The organism is Shinella zoogloeoides (assembly GCF_003574625.1).
GTDB classification, from domain to species: Bacteria; Pseudomonadota; Alphaproteobacteria; order Rhizobiales; family Rhizobiaceae; genus Shinella; species Shinella zoogloeoides_A.
This window is the reverse complement of record NZ_QNUJ01000012.1, coordinates 182543-200744: the sequence shown is the minus strand read 5'-3', so window position 1 is coordinate 200744 and position 18202 is coordinate 182543. Positions and strand designations below refer to the sequence as shown.

Here is an 18202-nt window from a genome sequence, read left to right as displayed (position 1 = left end):
GCTCGCGGACGTCCGGGAGATGATGGACGTCAACCTCAAACGGCTGGCCTGGCGCGCCCGTTTCGGCAAGCTCGATGGCGTCAGGATGGAAAACGGCACGCTGATCGTGACGCCGCATATCAGCGATGTTCCCGCCGCGGCGGAAGCACTCAATACCGAAATCACGGAGATGTATCCTCTGGTCGAGGTGCCCGATCTCCTGCGGGAAGTGCATGAATGGACCGGGTTTGCCGACCAGTTCACCCATGTCCGGACAGGAGATACACCGCAAAACATCGTGGCCATGCTGGCCGGCGTGCTTGCCGATGGCACGAATCTCGGTCCGAAACGCATGGCGGGGGCGTCGAAGGGGATCAGCGCCCACCAGATCGGCTGGATGCGCAGCTTCCATGCCCGCTCCGAAACCTATCGGGCCGCGCAGGCCTGTGTTACCGATGCCCATACCCGCCATCCGCATTCGCAAATCTGGGGTGACGGAACGACAGCCTCATCCGATGGGCAGTTCTTCCGCGCCAGCGACCGGGCCGCCAGACGCAGCGATATCAACCTGCATTATGGCAGTGAGCCGGGCTCAAAATTCTACAGCGGCCTTTCCGACCAATACGGCTATTACAGCATCCTGCCGATCAGCCCGACCGAAAGCGAGGCCGTCTACGTGCTCGACGGCCTGTTCGACCACGACACGGTTCTGGAGATCGAGGAGCTGTTCACCGATACCGGCGGCGCCAGCGATCATGTTTTTGCGCTGTTCTGCCTGATCGGCAAGCGCTTCGCGCCGCGCCTTCGCAATATCAAGGATCGGAAGTTCCACACCTTCGAGAAGGCCGATAGCTATCCGGCGCTGGCAAATCATATCGGCGTGCCGATCAACACCGCCCTCATCATGGAACATTGGGACGAACTCCTGCGTCTTGCCGCGTCGATCACGACGCGCACCGTCGCGCCGTCGGCGATCCTCAAGACGTTCTCTGCTTCGTCGAAATCCAGCGATCTGGCCAAAGCGTTGCGCGAACTCGGCCGCATCGAGCGCACCCTGTTCATGATCGAGTGGTATTCCAGCCCGGCACTGCGCCGGCGTTGCCAGGCCGGGCTCAACAAGGGCGAGGCCGCTCACAAGCTCAAACGCGCCGTCTTTTTCCACGAGCGCGGTGAAATCATGAAGCTGCGCGACCGCGGATGCAGCCTCGACGGGGTCGATCTCGCGGTCCAGGCCGATTGCCGGCTTGTCCGATGCAAGCGTGAACATTGCGATGGAGCCGTATGCGGCTTTGATCGGGACTGTGATGCCGGACCGGATCCCGAAGTCTGCCGCATGCGCGAAAAAGGACCGCTCGGCTTTTGAAGGCGACGTCATGTGCTGTTCGCCGGTCCAGGTGAAGGTCCGTTTCAGCGATCTGGCGCGTCGAATTATCGGATCGATCGTGAGATAGCCCTTCTCAAAATAGTCGGACTGCCACACGTGGTGATAGTTCGAAATTGCGACGGAGCGTCCTGGCTGGATATTGAGATAGGCATACCCTGCGAGCCCGAGCTGTTCGGTAAGAGCCGCAAGGGCGAGTTTCAGGATGCGTTCGTCGCCAGGGATTGCGGCAAGGTCGACCAACTTGTCCAGCCAATGTTTCATTCGTTACCTCCGCGAACGAGGTGTTCCTCCAGCATAAACCGCCGCTAGCCCCAGCGCCTGACCACTGGCGCCGAAGGCTTTAGTCCGTTAGGACCTTAGCGCTAACTTTCTCCAGCGTCGGGCTGTTGCGGGCGCTGCGGTCGGTCACCAGAACATCGACCGCCGAGAGCGGGGCAAATTTGTAGGCGCCGACGGTTCCGATCTTGTCAGGTGTCGCGATCGCGACCACCTCGGCGGACACCTGTAGCATCGCGCCTTTGACCGACGCTTCGTCATAGCCGGCGGTGGTCAGGCCGTACTCCTCATGGAGACCGTGAACGCCGATAAAGCAGATATCGGCGCTCAAGGCGTGGATCTGCTCGAGGACACGTGCGCCCAAAGTCATCTGGCTCCGCTTGTCGAAGACCCCGCCGAGAAGGATGACCTCGAGGTTTCGGTGTTCGGCTGTCGCCGTCGCAATGGTTGGGCTGTTGGTGATGACTGTTGCCCTCAAGTCCAGTGGCAGATGCTTGGCAAGCTCGAGATTGGTGGTTCCGCCATCGATCATGATGATCTGATCGGGCAGAACGATCTCGGCGGCGATGCGTGCAAGCTTCGTCTTTACGTCCCTGGCAATCTTGTATCGCCCCTGGAAGGGTTGTTCACCGGGCGTCACCGGGAGGGCAGCGCCGTGAACGCGCTTGATCATGCCGTCGGCTGCGAGTTCCCGAAAATCGCGCCGCGCCGTGTCCTCCGAAAGCGAGAAGCGCTCTGCCAAGTCGGCGGTGGAGAGTCGGCCCTTTGACTGCAGTTCAGCAAGAATGAATTTACGGCGCTCGTCCGGGGTCGATTCCAATTTCCTGCTCCATCCAGATTGCACGATTGTACGTATTCGTGCATATACAGGAATCACAAGATCTCAACAAGGATTATGTGATGAGCGCTTTGGCTATCAAAGGAAATGTCGTCCTCCCGAACAGGATTCTGGAAAACGCAGTGGTCGAATGCCGCGGTGATCGCATTGCGAACGTTGCCGCCGACGGGGGAATTGGCGAGACCGCGACCGTACTCGACATGCCCGATCACTTTATTTGCCCTGGTTTTGTCGATATCCACATCCATGGGGCCGCGGGCGCAGACTACATGGATGGCACGGCTGAAGCGGTAAGGGCGGTCAATCGCGCCCATGCGCGACATGGCACCACCTCGGTGTTCCCGACAACGACCACCGGATCGTTCGAGCAACTCGATGCGATGATCAAAGCGTGCGAAAACGTGCAATCGAATTGGTTGCCCTCGGATGGTGCCCGGATCGCCGGCGTGCACTTCTACGGTCCCTATTTCGCCGAGGACAAGGTTGGGGTCCATTCTAAGGAAGGCCGCCGGGATCCCGTTCGGGAAGAGTATGAATACTTCCTGACCAAGGAGATCGTCCGGATCGCGACATGCGCATCCGAGCTGCCAGGCGCGCTCGAGTTTTTCGAGTTCGCGCGCCAGCAAGGCTGCTTCATTACCTGCGGCCACTCGAATGCGGCATGGGGCGAGTTGGAGGCGGCGTTCGCACGTGGCATGCGGCATGTCGATCATTTTTGGTGCGCAATGAGCTCCGTGTCGTCGTTGCGGCAGCGCTTTGGCACGCCGATGCAGGCGGGCATGGAACAATACGTTCTCATGAACGACGAGATGAGCACCGAGGTCATCGCTGATGGCATCCATCTCTCCGACGATCTCTTGCGCTTCGCCTTCGAGATGATCGGCCCGCAAAGGACCTGCCTGGTTACGGACGCAAACCGCGCCATGGATGCGCCTCCCGGCAAGTACAGGTTCGGCTCGGAAGATGACGGCACCTGGGTGTTCAGCGACGGCAATTCGGTCAGAGGCGCCGATGGAAGCCTTGCAAGTTCCATGCACGGGATGGACCGGATGGTTCGAACGATGGCGCATGCCGTCGGACGCGATCTGCCTTCGGTCATTCGGATGGCGTCGCTGACGCCGGCGGAACTGGTTGGCGCTGCCGGCGACATCGGAAGCATCGAGACGGGCAAGATGGCGGACTTCGTGGTGCTCGACCGTGATCTCAAAGTGAAGTCGGTGATCATCGGGGGTGTCGTTGCCGTCGGCAATGGTGCAAGCCTCGGGCAACAGATCTGATGCGGGCGCCCGAAGTCGCTCTCGGCATCGATGTCGGCGGCACCAAGACGCGCTGGATGATCGCTCACGACGGAGTACTTCGGGCCGATCATCAGGTTCCGACGGTTGCCTGGAGGCACGCCAGCTATTCCGACGAGGATTGCCTTCGGTTGAAGCACCTCGTGGATGCGACCTTCGACGGGGTTACACCGTCGAGGGTTGTCATGGGGGCGAACGGCTGCAACGACGAGCAGGCTCTCCGCCGTTGCGAGACCGCGCTTCGTGGTGTGACGGGGTGGAACATCCGGGTCGTAAACGACGCCGAGTTGCTTGCGGCTGCAGGCCGGGGACGAGGCATTTCGCTCATTGCCGGAACAGGGTCCATAGCTGTCGCGAGAGATCGCGCCGGCACGCTGATATCGGCCGGCGGCTGGGGATGGCTCATTGGCGATGATGGCGGCGGGGCCGGCTTGGTTCGGCGCGCCCTCCAAGAGGCGCTCGCCGCCGAGGACCTTGGAATGCCGGATCGCCAGCTTTCGCAGGCTCTGATGGATAGCCTGGCGATCCCTAGACTACTGCGCGCAAACGAGCGGCTGGCGGAGGCGCCTTCTGGGGCTTCCCTGGCATGCCACGTGCCGGCGATCTTCGAGGTTGCGGCACGTGGCTCCAGGATCGCCGGGCGCGTTCTGGAGGACGGGGCGTCCAGTCTTGCAGACCTTGTCGGCAGGCTTCACCGACGCGGGGCGCGCGGGCCGGTTTTTGCCGGAGGCGGCTTACTCGAAAGCCAGGCTCGGTTCTTCAGCCATGTGAGCCGCCTGATCCGGGAGCGATACGGCCTCATCGTGTTTCTCGTGCGCGATCCACCTGTTCTCGGCGCGGTGAAGTTGGCGAGCGAGATGGGGCAGGCGTACTCGGCACACTATGATTGATGGACTTGGCAACATCGGGCGTCAGATTTGCCGTCGGTTACGAGACGATGTACAAGTTCGCCTATTCGGCAGATGGTCTTGCCCTCAGGCTATCGCGGCATCTGCCGGAACGTCGATCGAAACGTTGACCGCGGCATGCCGGACGGCTTTACTGGACCGTCATCTTGCCGCTGACAGTGCTGCCGGGGATGTAGGCGCGCGGCTTCAGCGTCTTCAAATCCTAGATAAAATACTACATAGCGCCGGCGCTGGTCGATGGACCTAACGACCAAACGGTTCCTTGCCTCCGCACTCAGCGCCTGGCTGCTCGGCGGCATGCTGGCGCTGGTTATGCCGCACTACGCCGGATAACTGTTGCGATTTTCGCCTTCCTCACTCCTTCGAAGGCCCGCCGCCAAAAGGCGAGGTGCACGAGCGCCTCAACCCGGCAAGGTTTGAATAGGCGAACCGGCGGCGCTTCCAGCCGACACACCGCTCTTAGCACGAGATCGCCCGCCACCACCGGTGCGGCGCCATGTAGGCAAGCACGTCAGCTTCGGCGTCGTCCATAAAGGTGTCGAGCTTCTGCCGTCTAACCCGGAGTTGATCAGCGACATGCCGCCAGGTTTGGACGGAATTGTCATGAACGCTTGGCTGATAGCGGCGGCGTTCTGGCCCTTCGGAACGTAAGCGAGCGTATTGCGCATCGCATGAACTCGGCATTTTCCGCGTGTCGAGCGTAGATTGCGATAGCCGTTCCGCCAGGTCTGATCACGACCACAGGTCTGCCGTAGTTAGCAGGAGCGCAATTGCCAGAGTGAAACCCAGGACCATCATGGTTCCGGCCGGGCCCGCGGTCTCGAGCTGGAGTGCTGTGATGGGTAGAACCGCAAGAATCGTCAAGTTGTTGAAGCTTTCGGAAACTGCCAGGACTTGACCTTTATCGTCTTCGCTGCGCCTGGCGAGCACAGATGTGCTGGTTGGAGCCGCTAACCCGATCGAAAAGCCCCAAACTATCAGGCACACCAATGCTCCCGCGAGCGGCAAGGGGGCGATCATAAATGTGCCAACTGCTACGCACAAAAGCAGAAGTGCCGCCATCAGAGTCCGTTCGTCACCCCGAAAACGGCGGACGGCCCAACCAACACCAAGGTTTCCGAGTAGAAGTCCAAGGCCAAATGCGAAGAGAACGGTGCCGACGTTCCCGACGCTGAGGTCGTGGCGTTGTCGCAGAACCTCACCGGCAAGAAGAAAGCCGGCAACAGCCGTTCCGTTCCAGAGGCCTTTTGCGACCAAAAAGCGTACAATCCTTCCTTTGGCGACCCAGCCAAACCGCCGCATGTTGGTTTCGGGACGGCGAGTTGTGCTCTGCGGGATCACACGATGAGCGACGATGAATGTCAGTAGGCAGCCCACTGCAGTTACGAGGAAAGGAACACGCCAGTCTAACACCTCTGTCAAAATGCCGGCAATTACCGGACCAGCGATTATTCCGAACGTCATCCCCACCATGACAGCCCCCATGGCAGCAGATTGTCGGTTCGCGGGCATGATATCGGATATCAACGCAAACGCTGTTGGTATCAGCGCTGCCGATGCCAAGCCCCCAAATATCCGCAGCGCAATGGCAATTGAGAAGCTTGGGGCTATTGTCAATGCGAAACCATCGATCGCGAACAGGACAAGCGACGCCAGCAAGAGGCGGCGGCGGTCGATGCGATCAGACAGGAACCCAAAGATCGGCGCTGCCACTGCATAGGAGAAGGCATAACTGGATACGAGCCAGGACGCGTGTGCTGGTGTTGTATCAAACGCCGATGCCAGAGGTGAGAGCATTGTAGAGAGCATGAATTCGGTTGCTCCTACGAAAAAGACCGCCAGAGCGAAGGTCGGTAACATTAAGCGGGGCACGATTGTCTTCCGTAAATAAGGGAAAGTTTGAAATACCGACGGGCGAAATTGACGAACGCACACGTGACGTCGGAGCGAGTTGGTTTTCTTTGGGGGGAGAGGCGCTCCCTGGGACGTAGGAGCGGTGCGGGGTTCTGGCCGGCGCAGCGCGACGCAAGTCGCGTCAGGTCGGACTGTGCTGCTCAGGCCTGGGTAGCAGGGAGGCCGAACAGTCTCATGGGCATTTGCGCTACTGCGCGATCACGAAGCCCAAACCTCGTGCGAGAATGCATCTCCCAGTAGTGCAAACTAAACTCCGATCGTGGAAGCCTCTGCCGGAAACTTGCCTTCGTTTTGAGGCTGCATGCGCGCGAGACTTACGCTGCCGGTTCAACTATCGAACCATGATCGGATAAAGAGATACTACCAGCAAAGCCGCCATGGTCAGGTTGAACACACGCAATTGGGCAGGCTTCGTCAGGAATTGCCGGATGCCGACGCCGAATGCCGCCCAGATCCCGACACACGGGGCGTTGATCACTGCCATCAACAGGGCAATAGCCGCTACGGATGCTAGCGAGGGATGCGTCGGCAAGTAGGCGGCCACGGCGCCGAGCGCCATGACCCAGGCCTTCGGATTAACCCACTGAAAAGCCGCGGCCCCCAGAAAACCCAGCGGCATAACCCTTGCGCTGTCAGGCTTGTTCGGCGCATCCGATCCGGCGATCTTGTAGGCGAGATACACGAGATAGGCTGCGCCAACCCAGCGCAACAGGGTGTTGAGCAGGGGGTAAAGCTCAAACACCGTACCCAGACCGATGCCAACAACAACGATCATCACCGCAAAGCCAAAGCTGATACCGAGGATATGCGGCAGCGTTCGTCGAAGGCCGTAATTCACACCGGATGCCAGCACCATCATGTTGTTGGGCCCAGGCGTTATTGACGTCACGACCGTATACAAGATCAAGGCCAAGACGGTCTGAAGCAGTCCATGGGAGCCTGTGGTTCCTACCAACGTGGGTGTCACGAGCAGTCCTTCATCGATTGCCGAGCGGAAATGGTGAGTTTGGCATCTATTTTTGACACTTCGTCATAGTCTATGCGACACTTAATGATCCAGTGTTAAAGTGTCTCAAGACACTATTAAGGAACCAGATGCGTAAGCAGTCCCCATGGCAACCTAGACTGACCGACGGCGCAGCCCATCCTGCCGAGCGTTTGATGCAGGCGATGAGCAAGGATATCCTCGAGGGGAGCGTTTCCAGCGGCGAACGGCTGCCTGCCCATCGTGATCTGGCCTGGAGGCTTGGTATCGGCGTTGGCACGGTCACCAAGGCCTACGCCATGCTTGAGCGCCAGGGCCTGACGCGCAGCGTTAAAGGGCGAGGAACCTTCGTGGCGATGGGGATGGCACGATCGGGGCCGCTCATTGATCTTTCGATCAATACGCCACCAGCGATGATCGGTGATCGCCTATTGGCGCGCACGCTCACGACTATCGCACGCAAGATCGACGCGGCCCAACTTAACCTCTATGCGCCTTTAGCCGGCCACGAGGAACACCGGCGGCTGCTGGCCCGTTGGTTGGAAACCTTTTCGCTTGCCGTCGATCCGCGACTAATCATCCCGACCGCCGGTGCGCAACAGGCGATTTCGCTGGCTTTCGACCTCGCATGCGGGCGCGACGGTGTAATTCTCACCGAACGACTGACCTATCCTGGTGCCATCGCGTTGGCGCGCCATAAAGGCTATCGCCTGCGTGGGATCGAACTCGACGAGGAAGGCATGATGCCGGGCTCGTTGGCGGCAGTTCTGGATGAAGAAACCTCCGTCCCTCGCAGAGCGGTCTATGTCACGCCAACCCTGCACAATCCTACCACTGCCACAATGGGGCGTGACCGGCGGCAGGTCATCGCCGAAATTTGCCGCAGGCGGAATGCCGTCATTATCGAGGACGGGGTGTATGCGATGGACAACGATGCGGAGCGGCCCACCTTCGCAACCCTTTCGCCGGAGCGTGTGATCCATGTCAGCAGCCTTTCCAAGACCCTCAGCCCAGGCCTGAGGGTCGGCGTCCTCACGCTTCCGTCTGGAATGGAAGAACGGGCGGCGTCAGCATTGCTGGCGCTGCCGATGGCACCGTCACCGCTATCCATGTCGGTTATGGAGGATTGGCTGGTCAATGGCGTGGTCGCGTCTGTCAGGCAGGCGATCGGCGTCGAGGCTCGCCGTCGTTCAGCGCTTGCCGTGTCTCTGCTGGGCAAGGATGCTGGCCATTTTCATCCTGCAGCATTTCACGCCTGGCTACCCATGTCTCGCAGCAGGGCCGGGCATTTCGCGGCGGCCGCCGCCGCACTCGGCGTCGCGGTGACTGCACCGGAAAGTGTTACCGTCGATCCCCGTGACGACGCGAGCGGAATTCGTCTATGTCTCGGGGGGCCTTCGCACGATGATCTGAAAAAGGCGCTGGGCAAACTGGCTGACCTAATCGGCTCCGGGGCACCCATCGCCTCTCTCTCTAGCAACCACAAACCGCCTTATTGACTGGAGCCGCTGCATATACTGCCAGAGGTTATGGCGAATCTTCAGGCAGGCGATATGCGTGGATTTTACGGCGTGACCGTCACAGCGTTTCCTCCCGGTGTTGCAGAATATGGTCGATTAGGCCCCATTCAAGCGCTTCTTCCGCCGTCATGAAACGATCGCGATCCATCGCGCGTTCGAATTCCTCGTAACTGCGACCACAATGTTCGGCATAAAGTCGGGTCATCCTTTGTTTGGTTTTCAGGATTTCTTCTGCATGGATGAGCATGTCCGACGCTTGTCCCTGGAAACCGCCAGACGGCTGATGGACCAGTATGCTGGCATTGGGCAAAGCAGCGCGTTGGCCGGGTTCGCCCGCCATCAACAGAAACGATCCCATCGAACGGGCCGTGCCCATGCAAAGCGTATGCACCGGCGCGCGGATGTAGCGCATCGTGTCATACATAGCTAAGCCGGAGGTTACGACGCCACCCGGTGAGTTGATGTACAGATGAATCGGCTTCTGCGGGTTATCCGCCTCAAGAAGCAACAATTGCGCGCACACCAGAGCGGAAACGGCGTCGTTCACCTCCCCGTTGAGGAATATGATGCGCTCGCGGAGAAGGCGGGAATAGATGTCGAAAGACCGCTCCCCTGTGCTGGATTGTTCTATGACCATAGGGACGAGTTGCATCGCTTCGCGCATCGGCGAACTCCAATCTTATCAGAATTTGTGGGGATCTCAGCGCGTCAGGCGGCGAGTATGAAGGGAGGGCTGTTATCGTTGGTCGCGGCTGTCGTCGTCGGCGCGAAGCTTGCGTCTGCCAGTTCGTGGATGATCCGCAAACTGGTTCCGCCGGCTGCGTTTGGGACAATCCTGAACGTCACTGTACTTTCAAGGAACGGCGGTGTGCTGTCGCGCATTCTGTAGCGGACTTCCTCTCCGGGTACGACAGAGGTAGCCTCGGGGTCGGCCAAAGCATCCGTCGGCAACCAGTTGTCACGAAACTCCGGAATGCTGATCGCTCGCCAGACCTTTTGCGGCGGTTCATCGAGGTCATATTCGAGTTTGATGCGGTTCTTCTGCTCTTCGGTCTTCCGGTCGTTCATTGGTCCATATCCTTCAGCAAGACTTTGAGGGCTTCAATGCGTTGAGGCCAGTAAGTGCGATACTTCGCCAGCCAGTGCGCGATGACAGCCAGCCCTTCGGGATCGACCTCATATTTCACGAAACGCCCTTGACGTTCCTCACGTACCAGTTTTGCACTCCGAAGAACTGAGAGGTGTTGAGACATCGCCGGCTGGCTGATGCACATGCCCTCACGCAGGGCGCTGGCATTCATGCCGCCTGCCGCTAGCTTCTCGTAAATGGCGCGGCGGGTCGGGTCGGCCAAAGCTCGGAATATGTCGTTCTCGATCATGCTAATACATAAGCACGAACTTATGTGATTCGCAAGGCTATTTGGTGATCGATTGGGTAATACTTATTCGTTGTCACGGTTGTCGACTACGATCCGCTGCGGCTCGGCATTGCGTATGCGTTCTCGACGGGCATTGGCGCCGAGCGATCGTCGTTGGCATCGCCTTTCCGCGAACCAGCAACCTTTGTTCGCCTTTCCTGGGTACGCATCCGAGGTGGGCCGCCTTGTATCAACTGTCGGATTTGAGAGTGTTGCCCAGTTCCTTGACGTTCTGGCCCTCGCGGTTCCAGAGCGACACCATGCTAATTGCGTGGTTCGAACGAATATAGGTCAAGAGTTGCGGACCGAGGCTGTGAAACTTTGCGAGCGAGAACGCGTCTTGCTGTGAGGGCTTCATTCCACTGCTATCGTCGCCTCCTTCATTGAGGCAACTAAGATGGCCCAGCCGTCTCGGACGTAATGGCGGCAGCAAGGACTTGATGGCGCCATGGCCCGTGTATGGGTTGTAGATTCCACAGCGTTGGACTGCAGTTTGCCAAGCCTCATGGAAGCCTGTTTGGTTACAGACGTCCATGCTCGTCGTTGTGCCGTCTTCACGAACGGGGTGCCCGGATCGTCGGCGTCGGCTCGGACGTAAAAAACGCGTCTGCATGCAGGTCGGAGCGGTTCAGGCCACGGGCAAAAGCAACCTCCCTGGCCGCATCTGCCATCGGCGGCGGGCCGGCGACATAAGCTTTCCATCCGTCGAGGTCAGGCAGATCCTCGGCCACAGCTTTTGTCACAAATCCGCGTCGATATCGTGCCGAATCCGCCTCCGATAGGACGGCGTGGAAGAAAAGATTGGCGTGCCACTCCGCAAGCGCGCGGAAATGATCGACGAGGTAAAGGTCACGCTCGGTGCGGGCGCCGAAGTAGAGGTGGATCGGTTGTTTCATGCCGTGCGAAAGGGCGGTCTCGACGATCGATTTGATCGGTGCGAGACCGGAACCGCCGGCGATGCACAGGATCGGACCGCCATGATTCTCCCGCAGATAGGAAGATCCCATCGGATACTCGAGCGTCACCTTGTCGCCGACCATCAACCCGTGATGCACATGTTGCGAGGTCGTTCCGCCGACGACGTGGCGAATGTGGAACTCTACGCCGCCATCGCCGTGTCGATTGGCCATGGAGTAGCTGCGGGCGGGGACCCGGTCAAAGCTGACCTGCGCATATTGCCCAGCGACGAAACGCGCACTGCCGCCGTCCTCCGTCTCGATGCGTACTAGTTTGATGTCGTGCGTGAGGTCCTCCAGACGCGTAACGATGCCGTTTCGCTGTTGGGGTGTCTGTGCGACATCTTCGTCGCCGCTTCCAAGCCAAGCCACCGCCGTATCGGTTACGGGAAGCGCCCGGCAGGCAAGAACGAGACCGCCAGCTTTCTCCTCATCGGTGAGGGCGAAGGGCGAATGCTGCAGAAGCTCCACCCCGCCTTGGATCAGTCGAGATTTGCAGGCTCCACAACGCCCGGATCGGCAGCCATGAGGGTAAGGAAGCCCGGCTGCGAGCGCCGCATCGAGAATGGTCTGATCGGCACGCATTTCGAGATTTGTTCGTGCCGATCGTATGTCTATCCGTTTGACGGTCATTTCTATTGTTTCCTCACAGAGTTCGATTTCGCTCGGGTCGATCCTTGACGGCGGCAAGCGAAGGATGCCGTCAGGGTGCGGCTTCCAGCGCTGGTAAGGTCAAGGGGGTATCTTCATGTTCAGTTTCGGAACATTGGATTGGAGCGGCGGAGGGCTTGCATCGATCGCAAGCCCCCGGGCGACTTCGCGCCCGAGCCGCATGCGCGTTCGGGCGATCTCACGTCGAAGACGATCACGAGTGACTTCACGAAAAGGCAGCAACTCGGTCGTGGCCGGCGGTTCTCCGCCGGAGTGTCTCCGTCTCAGTATCTCTAGGCTGAAAATCCCGTCTCTCGAGCCAAGGCCTGACAGCTTGCATCAAGGCTATGGGACAGAAATTTTCCGGGGCCTTGACCTTACCAGCGTTGGAAGACGCACCTTCTCCAAGAATTGATCGCGGCCGCTCCGGCCGGCGTGTGCAAATGAAGGTGAACGAGAATGAGTAAAAAGGCCGCTGTCCTGTTCTTCGCCGGTATCGCCGCCGTTGGGGGGCTCGCCCTTGTCAACGGCGACGCAATTGGAACCTTCACCAGCCGTCTTATCGAGCTTGCCTCCTCGACCAGTGCGTCCGAGGCAGTCGCGGCGACCGGGGCCGAGGGAGCGCCCATTCCCAAGGTTCCGGTCGCCGAGGTCATCACCCGCGATGTCGCGCCTGCGGTGGAGTTCACCGGCCATTTCGAGGCTGCGAAATCCGTTGAACTGCGTCCGCGTGTCGGCGGCGCCATCGACGTCGTGAGTGTTCCGGAAGGCGGTCTCGTGAAACCGGGAGAGGTCCTTTTCCAGATCGATCCACGTCCGTTCCAGGTTGCCCTGGACTCAGCCAAGGCTCAGTTGCAACAGGCGATCGTCCTTCTCGAGCATGCCGAAATCGCGTTCCAGCGCGCCAAATCCCTGGCTCCGAACGGGACCGTGTCGCGCAAGACCTATGACGACGCGGAGGCCCTGCGCCGCCAACGGCAGGCCGAGGTCGACATGGCGAAGGCAGCGGTGGCCGCGGCTGAGCTCGACCTCTCCTTCACCCGCGTTGCGGCCCCGATCGGCGGGCGGGTCGATCGGGTGCGCGTGACGGAGGGCAACCTGGTTACCGGCGGCAATGCGGGTGCCTCCACGCTTCTCACCACCATCGTCTCGAGAGACCCGCTCTACGTCTACTTCGACATCGATGAGGCCACGTTTCTGGATTTCGTCGCGCGCGCGCGTCCCGGAAAAGAAGACGGAGGGACCGCGAACCTGCCTGTCCAGGTTGGTCTGATGACGGATGCCGGCTTCCCCCATGCCGCTGTTCTCGATTTCATCAGCAACCGGGTCGAGCGCAGCGCCGGAACCATCCGCGCCCGGGCGATCGTCAAGAACCCGGATCGTCTGCTCGCGCCCGGTCTGTTTGCCCGGGTGAACCTCGTGACGGCCGAGCCGGCCCGTACCGTGCTGATCGACGATCAGGCGATCGGTACCGATCAGGGCCGCCGCTATGTGCTGGCGCTGGGCTCGGGGAACAAGGCCGAGTACCGGCCGATCGAACTCGGCCCGATGATCGACGGCCTGCGCGTGGTCGCAAGCGGCCTGAAGCCGGGTGAGAAGGTCATCGTCAAGGGGCTCGTTCGCCCTGGCATGGAGGTGGACCCGCAGGCGATTTCGATGGCGCCGGAGCAAGCCGCGGAAGGCGATGTGGCAGCGGCCGCATCGCAGGAGGCGCGTCGATGAACATCCCACGCTTCTTCGTCGATCGTCCCATCTTTGCGGTCGTTCTCTCGGTCCTGATGCTGATCGGCGGTGGCCTGACCCTCCTGAAGCTGCCGCTCAGTGAATATCCCCAGGTGACGCCGCCGACGGTACAGGTCACCGCAAGCTACCCGGGTGCCAGCCCGGAGGTGATCGCCGAAACGGTTGCCGCTCCGCTGGAGCAGGTGATCAACGGCGTCGAGAACATGCTTTACATGAGCTCGCAAGCCGCAACCGACGGACGCATGACGCTGACGGTGACCTTCCAGCAGGGCACCGATCCCGACATGGCGCAGATCCAGGTGCAAAACCGCGTCTCGCGCGCGCTTCCGCGTTTGCCGCAAGAGGTTCAGCGCATCGGCGTCGTGACGCAAAAGACCTCGCCCGACATCCTGATGGTCGTGCACCTGGTTTCGCCCGATGACCGCTACGATCCTCTCTACCTGTCGAACTTCGCGACGCTGCAGGTCCGCGACCAGCTTGCGCGCCTGTCGGGTGTGGGTGACGTGCTCGTCTGGGGTGCCGGCGAGTACTCCATGCGGGTCTGGCTCGATCCGGCCAAGGTGGCGGCACGCGGATTGACCGCTTCCGATGTGGTTGCTGCAATCCAGGAGCAGAACGCTCAGGTTGCCGCCGGCTCCGTCGGCCAGCAACCGGATGCCTCGGCAGCACTGCAGGTCACGGTCAACACGCTCGGCAGGCTATCCAGCGAGGAGCAGTTCGGCGCGATCGTCGTCAAGACCGGCGCGGATGGACAGGTCACCCGGCTGCGCGACATTGCCCGTATCGAACTGGGCGCCGACTCCTACGCCCTGCGCAGCCTATTGAATGGCAAGCCGGCGCTGGCGCTGCAGATCATCCAGAGCCCCGGCGCCAACGCGCTCGATGTGGCGAGCGCCATCCGCGCCTCCATGGAGGAACTGCAGAAGGGCTTTCCGGAGGGCATAGAGTATCGCATCGCCTACGATCCCACGGTTTTCGTGAAGGCCTCGCTGGAGGCTGTGGTGATGACGCTGCTTGAAGCGATCGTTCTGGTCGTCATTGTGGTCGTGCTTTTCCTCCAGACCTGGCGCGCGTCGATCATCCCGCTGGTCGCCGTGCCGATTTCGTTGGTCGGCACGTTCGCGCTGATGTACATGTTCGGCTTTTCGCTGAACACGCTGTCGCTGTTCGGCCTGGTGCTCTCGATCGGGATCGTGGTCGACGACGCGATCGTCGTCGTCGAAAACGTCGAGCGTCACATCGCGCTTGGCGAAACGCCGAAGGAAGCGGCGCGCAAGGCCATGGACGAAGTGACCGGGCCGATCATAGCGATCACGTCCGTGCTCTCGGCCGTGTTCATTCCGTCCGCTTTCCTGTCCGGTCTGCAAGGCGAGTTCTATCGCCAGTTTGCGCTCACGATCGCCATCTCGACCATCCTGTCGGCGGTCAATTCGCTCACGCTTTCCCCGGCACTTGCGGGCGTGCTCCTAAAACCGCACCACGGCGAGGTGAAGCGCGATCTGCTGACCCGGGTGATCGACGGCCTGTTCGGCTGGTTCTTTCGGCTCTTCAACCGGTTCTTCGAACGTGCTTCGAACGCCTATGTCTGGTCGGTGCGTCGCGCCGTCAGACTCAGCGTGCTCGTTCTTCTCGTCTATGCCGGCCTGGTCGCCACGACATGGCTGGGCTTCCAGACCGTGCCGGCCGGCTTTGTCCCGGCGCAGGACAAATATTACCTGGTCGGCATCGCGCAATTGCCGACGGGCGCCTCGCTCGACCGGACCGAGGCGGTCGTCAAGAAGATGTCGGAGATCGCCCTTGCCGAACCGGGCGTTGAAAGCGTCGTCGCTTTCCCGGGGCTCTCCGTCAACGGTATGGTCAATATTCCCAATGCCGCCGTCATGTTCACGATGCTGAAGCCCTTCGACGAGCGCAAGGATCCGGCCCTGTCCGCATTCGCGATTGCCGGTCGGTTGATGGGCAAGTTCAGCCAGATACCCGATGGTTTCGCCGGCATCTTCCCGCCGCCACCGGTTCCGGGCCTCGGTACGACCGGGGGCTTCAAGATCCAGGTCGAGGACAGAGCCGGGCTCGGCTTTGCGGCGCTTGCCGAAGCACAGGGCGCGATCATGGGCAAGGCGATGCAGACACCGGAGCTTGCCGGAATGCTTGCAAGCTTTCAGGTGAATGCGCCGCAGGTGCAGGTGGATATCGACCGCGTGAAAGCCAAGTCTCAAGGGGTGCCGCTCAACACCATCTTCGAAACCCTGCAGGTCAACCTCGGATCACTCTACGCCAACGACTTCAACCGCTTTGGCCGGACCTATCGCGTCGTGGTCCAGGCCGACGCGCCGTTCCGCATGCAGCCGGAGGATATCGGCCGGCTGAAGGTGCGCAACGCGGCGGGTGAGATGATCCCGCTGTCCGCCCTGTTGACGGTCAAGTACAGCTCCGGGCCGGATCGCGTCATGCATTACAACAGCTTCCCGTCGGCCGATATCAGCGGTGGCCCGGCGCCCGGCTATTCGTTCGGGCAAGCGACCGCTGCCATAGAACGGATCGCGGCGGAGACGCTGCCACCCGGCATGACCTTCGAATGGACTGAACTGGCCTACCAGGAGAAGCAGGCCGGGAACACGGCGATGTACATCTTCCCTCTGTCCGTTCTGCTGGCGTTTCTCATTCTCGCTGCGCAGTACAACAGCTGGTCCTTGCCGTTCGCCGTGCTGCTGATCGCGCCGATGGCGCTGCTGTCCGCAATCGCCGGGGTCTGGTTTACGGGAGGCGACAACAACATCTTCACGCAGATCGGCTTCGTCGTTCTCGTGGGGCTGGCGGCCAAGAATGCGATCCTGATCGTCGAGTTCGCACGGGCGAAGGAAGACGAAGGCGTCGATCCGATGCCCGCCGTGCTCGAGGCGGCCCGGCTTCGGCTCAGACCGATCCTGATGACCTCCCTCGCCTTCATCGCCGGGGTCGTGCCGCTGGTGGTTGCAACGGGCGCTGGCGCAGAGATGCGCCACGTCATGGGCATCGCCGTCTTTGCCGGCATGCTCGGCGTCACGCTGTTTGGTCTGGTGCTGACACCGGTGTTTTATGTCATCGTCCGCCGCCTGGCGATCAGCCGCGAGCAACGAAGGTTCGGCACTTGCCGGCGGAACATCCAGTTTTAAATCCGTCGCCTTCTCCATGCCTCACGGCGAAACGGCGGTCGCGGCGGCAGTTTCTTCAACCGGGCAATCTCATCAGTACGGTTCTCCGGAACAAGGTGGAAGCCTCGATCGAGAAGCTGAACTATCGACCATCGGTCGCCGCAAGAGGCATGCGCGGGCGCACCTATACGATTGGCATGCTCGTGATTGATCTGTCGAACCCGTTTCTTGCAGGCGTGATCGAGAGCCGCTGATCGGTATCGGCCGTTCGGCAAGCCCGATCGAGGCGTCGATGATCGAGTCGATGATCGACAACCGGATGGATGGCGTATTGATCATTGCGCCACGTATCTCCGGCAAGGTGCTGGAGCGCTATGCGCGCCTAATTCCAATCGGCGTGATCGCCCATCATGAGTCGCACGCCCAAACCTATGACACCGTCAATTCCGACGATCGGAAGGGCTGCGCTCGCTGTAGAACATGCAGTGAGCCAAGGCTACCGGGACGTAGCGATGCTCGGCTATGACTTCCTCGGTTCCCCGTCGAAGGTCGTCGCGCTTCAACGCGAGATGGGCTACTTGGAGGCAATGAAACAGGCTGGGCTGGAGAGCAAGATCATCCGGCTGCCACCGGTGGCCGAAACCCGTGAAGCTGCGATCAGGGACTTCCTAGCAACCAGGGATTGTCCAAGAGCCGTCTTCGTCTGGTCGGACCTCGACGCCGTGCCTTTGATCAACGCTGCCAGAACCAACGGGGTCCGGGTGCCCGAGGATCTTGCTATCATTGGGTACGACAACTCTCCAGTGGCCGCGAGGTGCAGGCCGATTTGAACCTGCCGAGATCCGGGTCAGGGCACTGATGGTAGCCGCGGTGCTTGCACCGCGGCCGCGAATTGTCGTCAGGCGGCACGGCCTTGAGTTGGCGATCACTTATTCGGTCTGCGCGACGATGCCCACCCACGTTAACTTCGCCACGATAGTGGGAACCTGACTGGACACACAGACGAAATCGCCTGCCCAGACCACATACAGCGCCGTGGGGTCGTATCAGACGCGCAAAGGTCGCTGTGAGAAATTTTGATGTTCTGCACATCTGCATCCTCAAATCGGTCAATATAAGGAGACCTGCAGTCGACGAAGGGTCGCCTCTGTCCAATGAACCTGGCAGTCGGCCGCCGCGAAGCGTGCCATTCCGCTCTCGCTCG

At 60.6% G+C, this 18202-nt stretch carries 15 protein-coding genes and 3 pseudogenes; 9 read left to right on the top strand and 9 right to left on the bottom strand.

The window, feature by feature from the left end; all coding sequences use genetic code 11:
- A pseudogene (locus DSD28_RS22265) lies at positions 1-1213 on the top strand (transposase); the annotation flags it as partial.
- Here DSD28_RS22265 and traR read toward each other — a convergent pair.
- Both traR and DSD28_RS22255 read right to left on the bottom strand, forming a co-directional pair.
- Positions 1157-1624 (bottom strand): annotated as a pseudogene (traR, locus tag DSD28_RS22260) (autoinducer-binding transcriptional regulator TraR); the annotation flags it as partial. The pseudogenes DSD28_RS22265 and traR sit on opposite strands and share 57 nt — an antisense overlap.
- Before the next feature lie 79 nt (positions 1625-1703).
- Positions 1704-2459 carry a DeoR/GlpR family DNA-binding transcription regulator gene (locus tag DSD28_RS22255; protein ID WP_162911512.1) on the bottom strand — a complete coding sequence of 252 codons (756 nt, stop codon included), beginning with the start codon at positions 2457-2459 and terminating at the stop codon, positions 1704-1706.
- Between the two features lie 80 nt (positions 2460-2539).
- On the opposite strand from DSD28_RS22255, the gene DSD28_RS22250 reads away from it, so the two are divergent.
- Together DSD28_RS22250 and DSD28_RS22245 are read left to right on the top strand one after the other, a co-directional pair.
- Positions 2540-3754, top strand: a complete 1215-nt coding sequence (locus DSD28_RS22250; RefSeq protein WP_119258612.1) for an N-acetylglucosamine-6-phosphate deacetylase — start codon at positions 2540-2542, stop codon at positions 3752-3754.
- Entirely contained in the window at positions 3754-4662 is a 909-nt protein-coding gene (locus DSD28_RS22245) for an N-acetylglucosamine kinase (RefSeq protein ID WP_119258611.1), read from the top strand. Before DSD28_RS22250 ends, DSD28_RS22245 begins: the two co-directional genes overlap by 1 nt.
- A 510-nt stretch (positions 4663-5172) precedes the next feature.
- On the opposite strand, the pseudogene DSD28_RS26305 reads toward DSD28_RS22245, so the two are convergent.
- From DSD28_RS26305 to DSD28_RS22235, 3 genes and pseudogenes are all read right to left on the bottom strand, one after another.
- A pseudogene (locus tag DSD28_RS26305) lies at positions 5173-5390 on the bottom strand (transposase); the annotation flags it as partial.
- 22 nt (positions 5391-5412) lie between these two features.
- The gene (locus DSD28_RS22240; RefSeq protein WP_119258610.1) at positions 5413-6540 is read right to left on the bottom strand and encodes an MFS transporter; all 1128 of its coding nucleotides are present in this window, start codon (positions 6538-6540) and stop codon (positions 5413-5415) included.
- Positions 6541-6925: 385 nt separating this feature from the next.
- Positions 6926-7522, bottom strand: a complete 597-nt coding sequence (locus DSD28_RS22235; protein WP_432430875.1) for a LysE family translocator — start codon at positions 7520-7522, stop codon at positions 6926-6928.
- Between the two features lie 167 nt (positions 7523-7689).
- Between DSD28_RS22235 and DSD28_RS22230 the strand changes: the two genes are divergently transcribed.
- Complete coding sequence (locus DSD28_RS22230) at positions 7690-9078, top strand: PLP-dependent aminotransferase family protein (protein ID WP_119258609.1); 1389 nt, start codon at positions 7690-7692, stop codon at positions 9076-9078.
- A 79-nt stretch (positions 9079-9157) separates the two neighbouring features.
- On the opposite strand, the gene DSD28_RS22225 is transcribed toward DSD28_RS22230, so the two are convergent.
- The 4 genes from DSD28_RS22225 to DSD28_RS22210 form a co-directional block, all read right to left on the bottom strand.
- On the bottom strand, positions 9158-9763 hold the full coding sequence (locus tag DSD28_RS22225; protein WP_119258608.1) for an ATP-dependent Clp protease proteolytic subunit: 606 nt from the start codon (positions 9761-9763) through the stop codon (positions 9158-9160).
- Positions 9764-9807: 44 nt separating this feature from the next.
- Positions 9808-10167, bottom strand: coding sequence for an SRPBCC family protein (locus tag DSD28_RS22220; protein ID WP_119258607.1), 360 nt, complete (start codon positions 10165-10167; stop codon positions 9808-9810).
- Complete coding sequence (locus DSD28_RS22215) at positions 10164-10478, bottom strand: ArsR/SmtB family transcription factor (RefSeq protein WP_119258606.1); 315 nt, start codon at positions 10476-10478, stop codon at positions 10164-10166. The genes DSD28_RS22220 and DSD28_RS22215 overlap by 4 nt, the downstream gene beginning before the upstream one ends.
- 593 nt (positions 10479-11071) lie before the next feature.
- Complete coding sequence (locus tag DSD28_RS22210; protein ID WP_119258605.1) at positions 11072-12106, bottom strand: 2Fe-2S iron-sulfur cluster-binding protein; 1035 nt, start codon at positions 12104-12106, stop codon at positions 11072-11074.
- Between the two features lie 477 nt (positions 12107-12583).
- Here DSD28_RS22210 and DSD28_RS22205 point away from each other — a divergent pair, with 477 nt between their 5' ends.
- From DSD28_RS22205 to DSD28_RS26290, 5 genes are all read left to right on the top strand, one after another.
- The gene (locus tag DSD28_RS22205) at positions 12584-13846 is read left to right on the top strand and encodes an efflux RND transporter periplasmic adaptor subunit (RefSeq protein ID WP_119258604.1); all 1263 of its coding nucleotides are present in this window, start codon (positions 12584-12586) and stop codon (positions 13844-13846) included.
- Positions 13843-17019, top strand: coding sequence for an efflux RND transporter permease subunit (locus DSD28_RS22200; RefSeq protein WP_119258603.1), 3177 nt, complete (start codon positions 13843-13845; stop codon positions 17017-17019). The genes DSD28_RS22205 and DSD28_RS22200 overlap by 4 nt, the downstream gene beginning before the upstream one ends.
- A 95-nt stretch (positions 17020-17114) precedes the next feature.
- Positions 17115-17252, top strand: a complete 138-nt coding sequence (locus DSD28_RS26300) for a hypothetical protein (RefSeq protein WP_245424911.1) — start codon at positions 17115-17117, stop codon at positions 17250-17252.
- A gap of 38 nt (positions 17253-17290) precedes the next feature.
- Entirely contained in the window at positions 17291-17524 is a 234-nt protein-coding gene (locus DSD28_RS26295; RefSeq protein WP_245424910.1) for a hypothetical protein, read from the top strand.
- The gene (locus tag DSD28_RS26290) at positions 17511-17828 is read left to right on the top strand and encodes a substrate-binding domain-containing protein (protein ID WP_245424909.1); all 318 of its coding nucleotides are present in this window, start codon (positions 17511-17513) and stop codon (positions 17826-17828) included. The genes DSD28_RS26295 and DSD28_RS26290 overlap by 14 nt, the downstream gene beginning before the upstream one ends.
- Positions 17829-18202 lie beyond the last annotated feature (374 nt).

Excerpts from the sequence above, each read along its gene's own strand:
- DSD28_RS22250 (WP_119258612.1), top strand. The coding sequence starts at position 2,540 with ATGAGCGCTTTGGCTATCAAAGGAAATGTCGTCCTCCCGAACAGGATT.
- DSD28_RS22245 (WP_119258611.1), top strand. The coding sequence starts at position 3,754 with ATGCGGGCGCCCGAAGTCGCTCTCGGCATCGATGTCGGCGGCACCAAG.
- DSD28_RS22240 (WP_119258610.1), bottom strand. The coding sequence starts at position 6,540 with ATGTTACCGACCTTCGCTCTGGCGGTCTTTTTCGTAGGAGCAACCGAA.
- DSD28_RS22230 (WP_119258609.1), top strand. The coding sequence starts at position 7,690 with ATGCGTAAGCAGTCCCCATGGCAACCTAGACTGACCGACGGCGCAGCC.
- DSD28_RS22225 (WP_119258608.1), bottom strand. The coding sequence starts at position 9,763 with ATGCGCGAAGCGATGCAACTCGTCCCTATGGTCATAGAACAATCCAGC.
- DSD28_RS22220 (WP_119258607.1), bottom strand. The coding sequence starts at position 10,167 with ATGAACGACCGGAAGACCGAAGAGCAGAAGAACCGCATCAAACTCGAA.
- DSD28_RS22215 (WP_119258606.1), bottom strand. The coding sequence starts at position 10,478 with ATGATCGAGAACGACATATTCCGAGCTTTGGCCGACCCGACCCGCCGC.
- DSD28_RS22210 (WP_119258605.1), bottom strand. The coding sequence starts at position 12,106 with ATGACCGTCAAACGGATAGACATACGATCGGCACGAACAAATCTCGAA.
- DSD28_RS22205 (WP_119258604.1), top strand. The coding sequence starts at position 12,584 with ATGAGTAAAAAGGCCGCTGTCCTGTTCTTCGCCGGTATCGCCGCCGTT.
- DSD28_RS22200 (WP_119258603.1), top strand. The coding sequence starts at position 13,843 with ATGAACATCCCACGCTTCTTCGTCGATCGTCCCATCTTTGCGGTCGTT.
- DSD28_RS26295 (WP_245424910.1), top strand. The coding sequence starts at position 17,291 with ATGATCGAGTCGATGATCGACAACCGGATGGATGGCGTATTGATCATT.
- DSD28_RS26290 (WP_245424909.1), top strand. The coding sequence starts at position 17,511 with ATGCTCGGCTATGACTTCCTCGGTTCCCCGTCGAAGGTCGTCGCGCTT.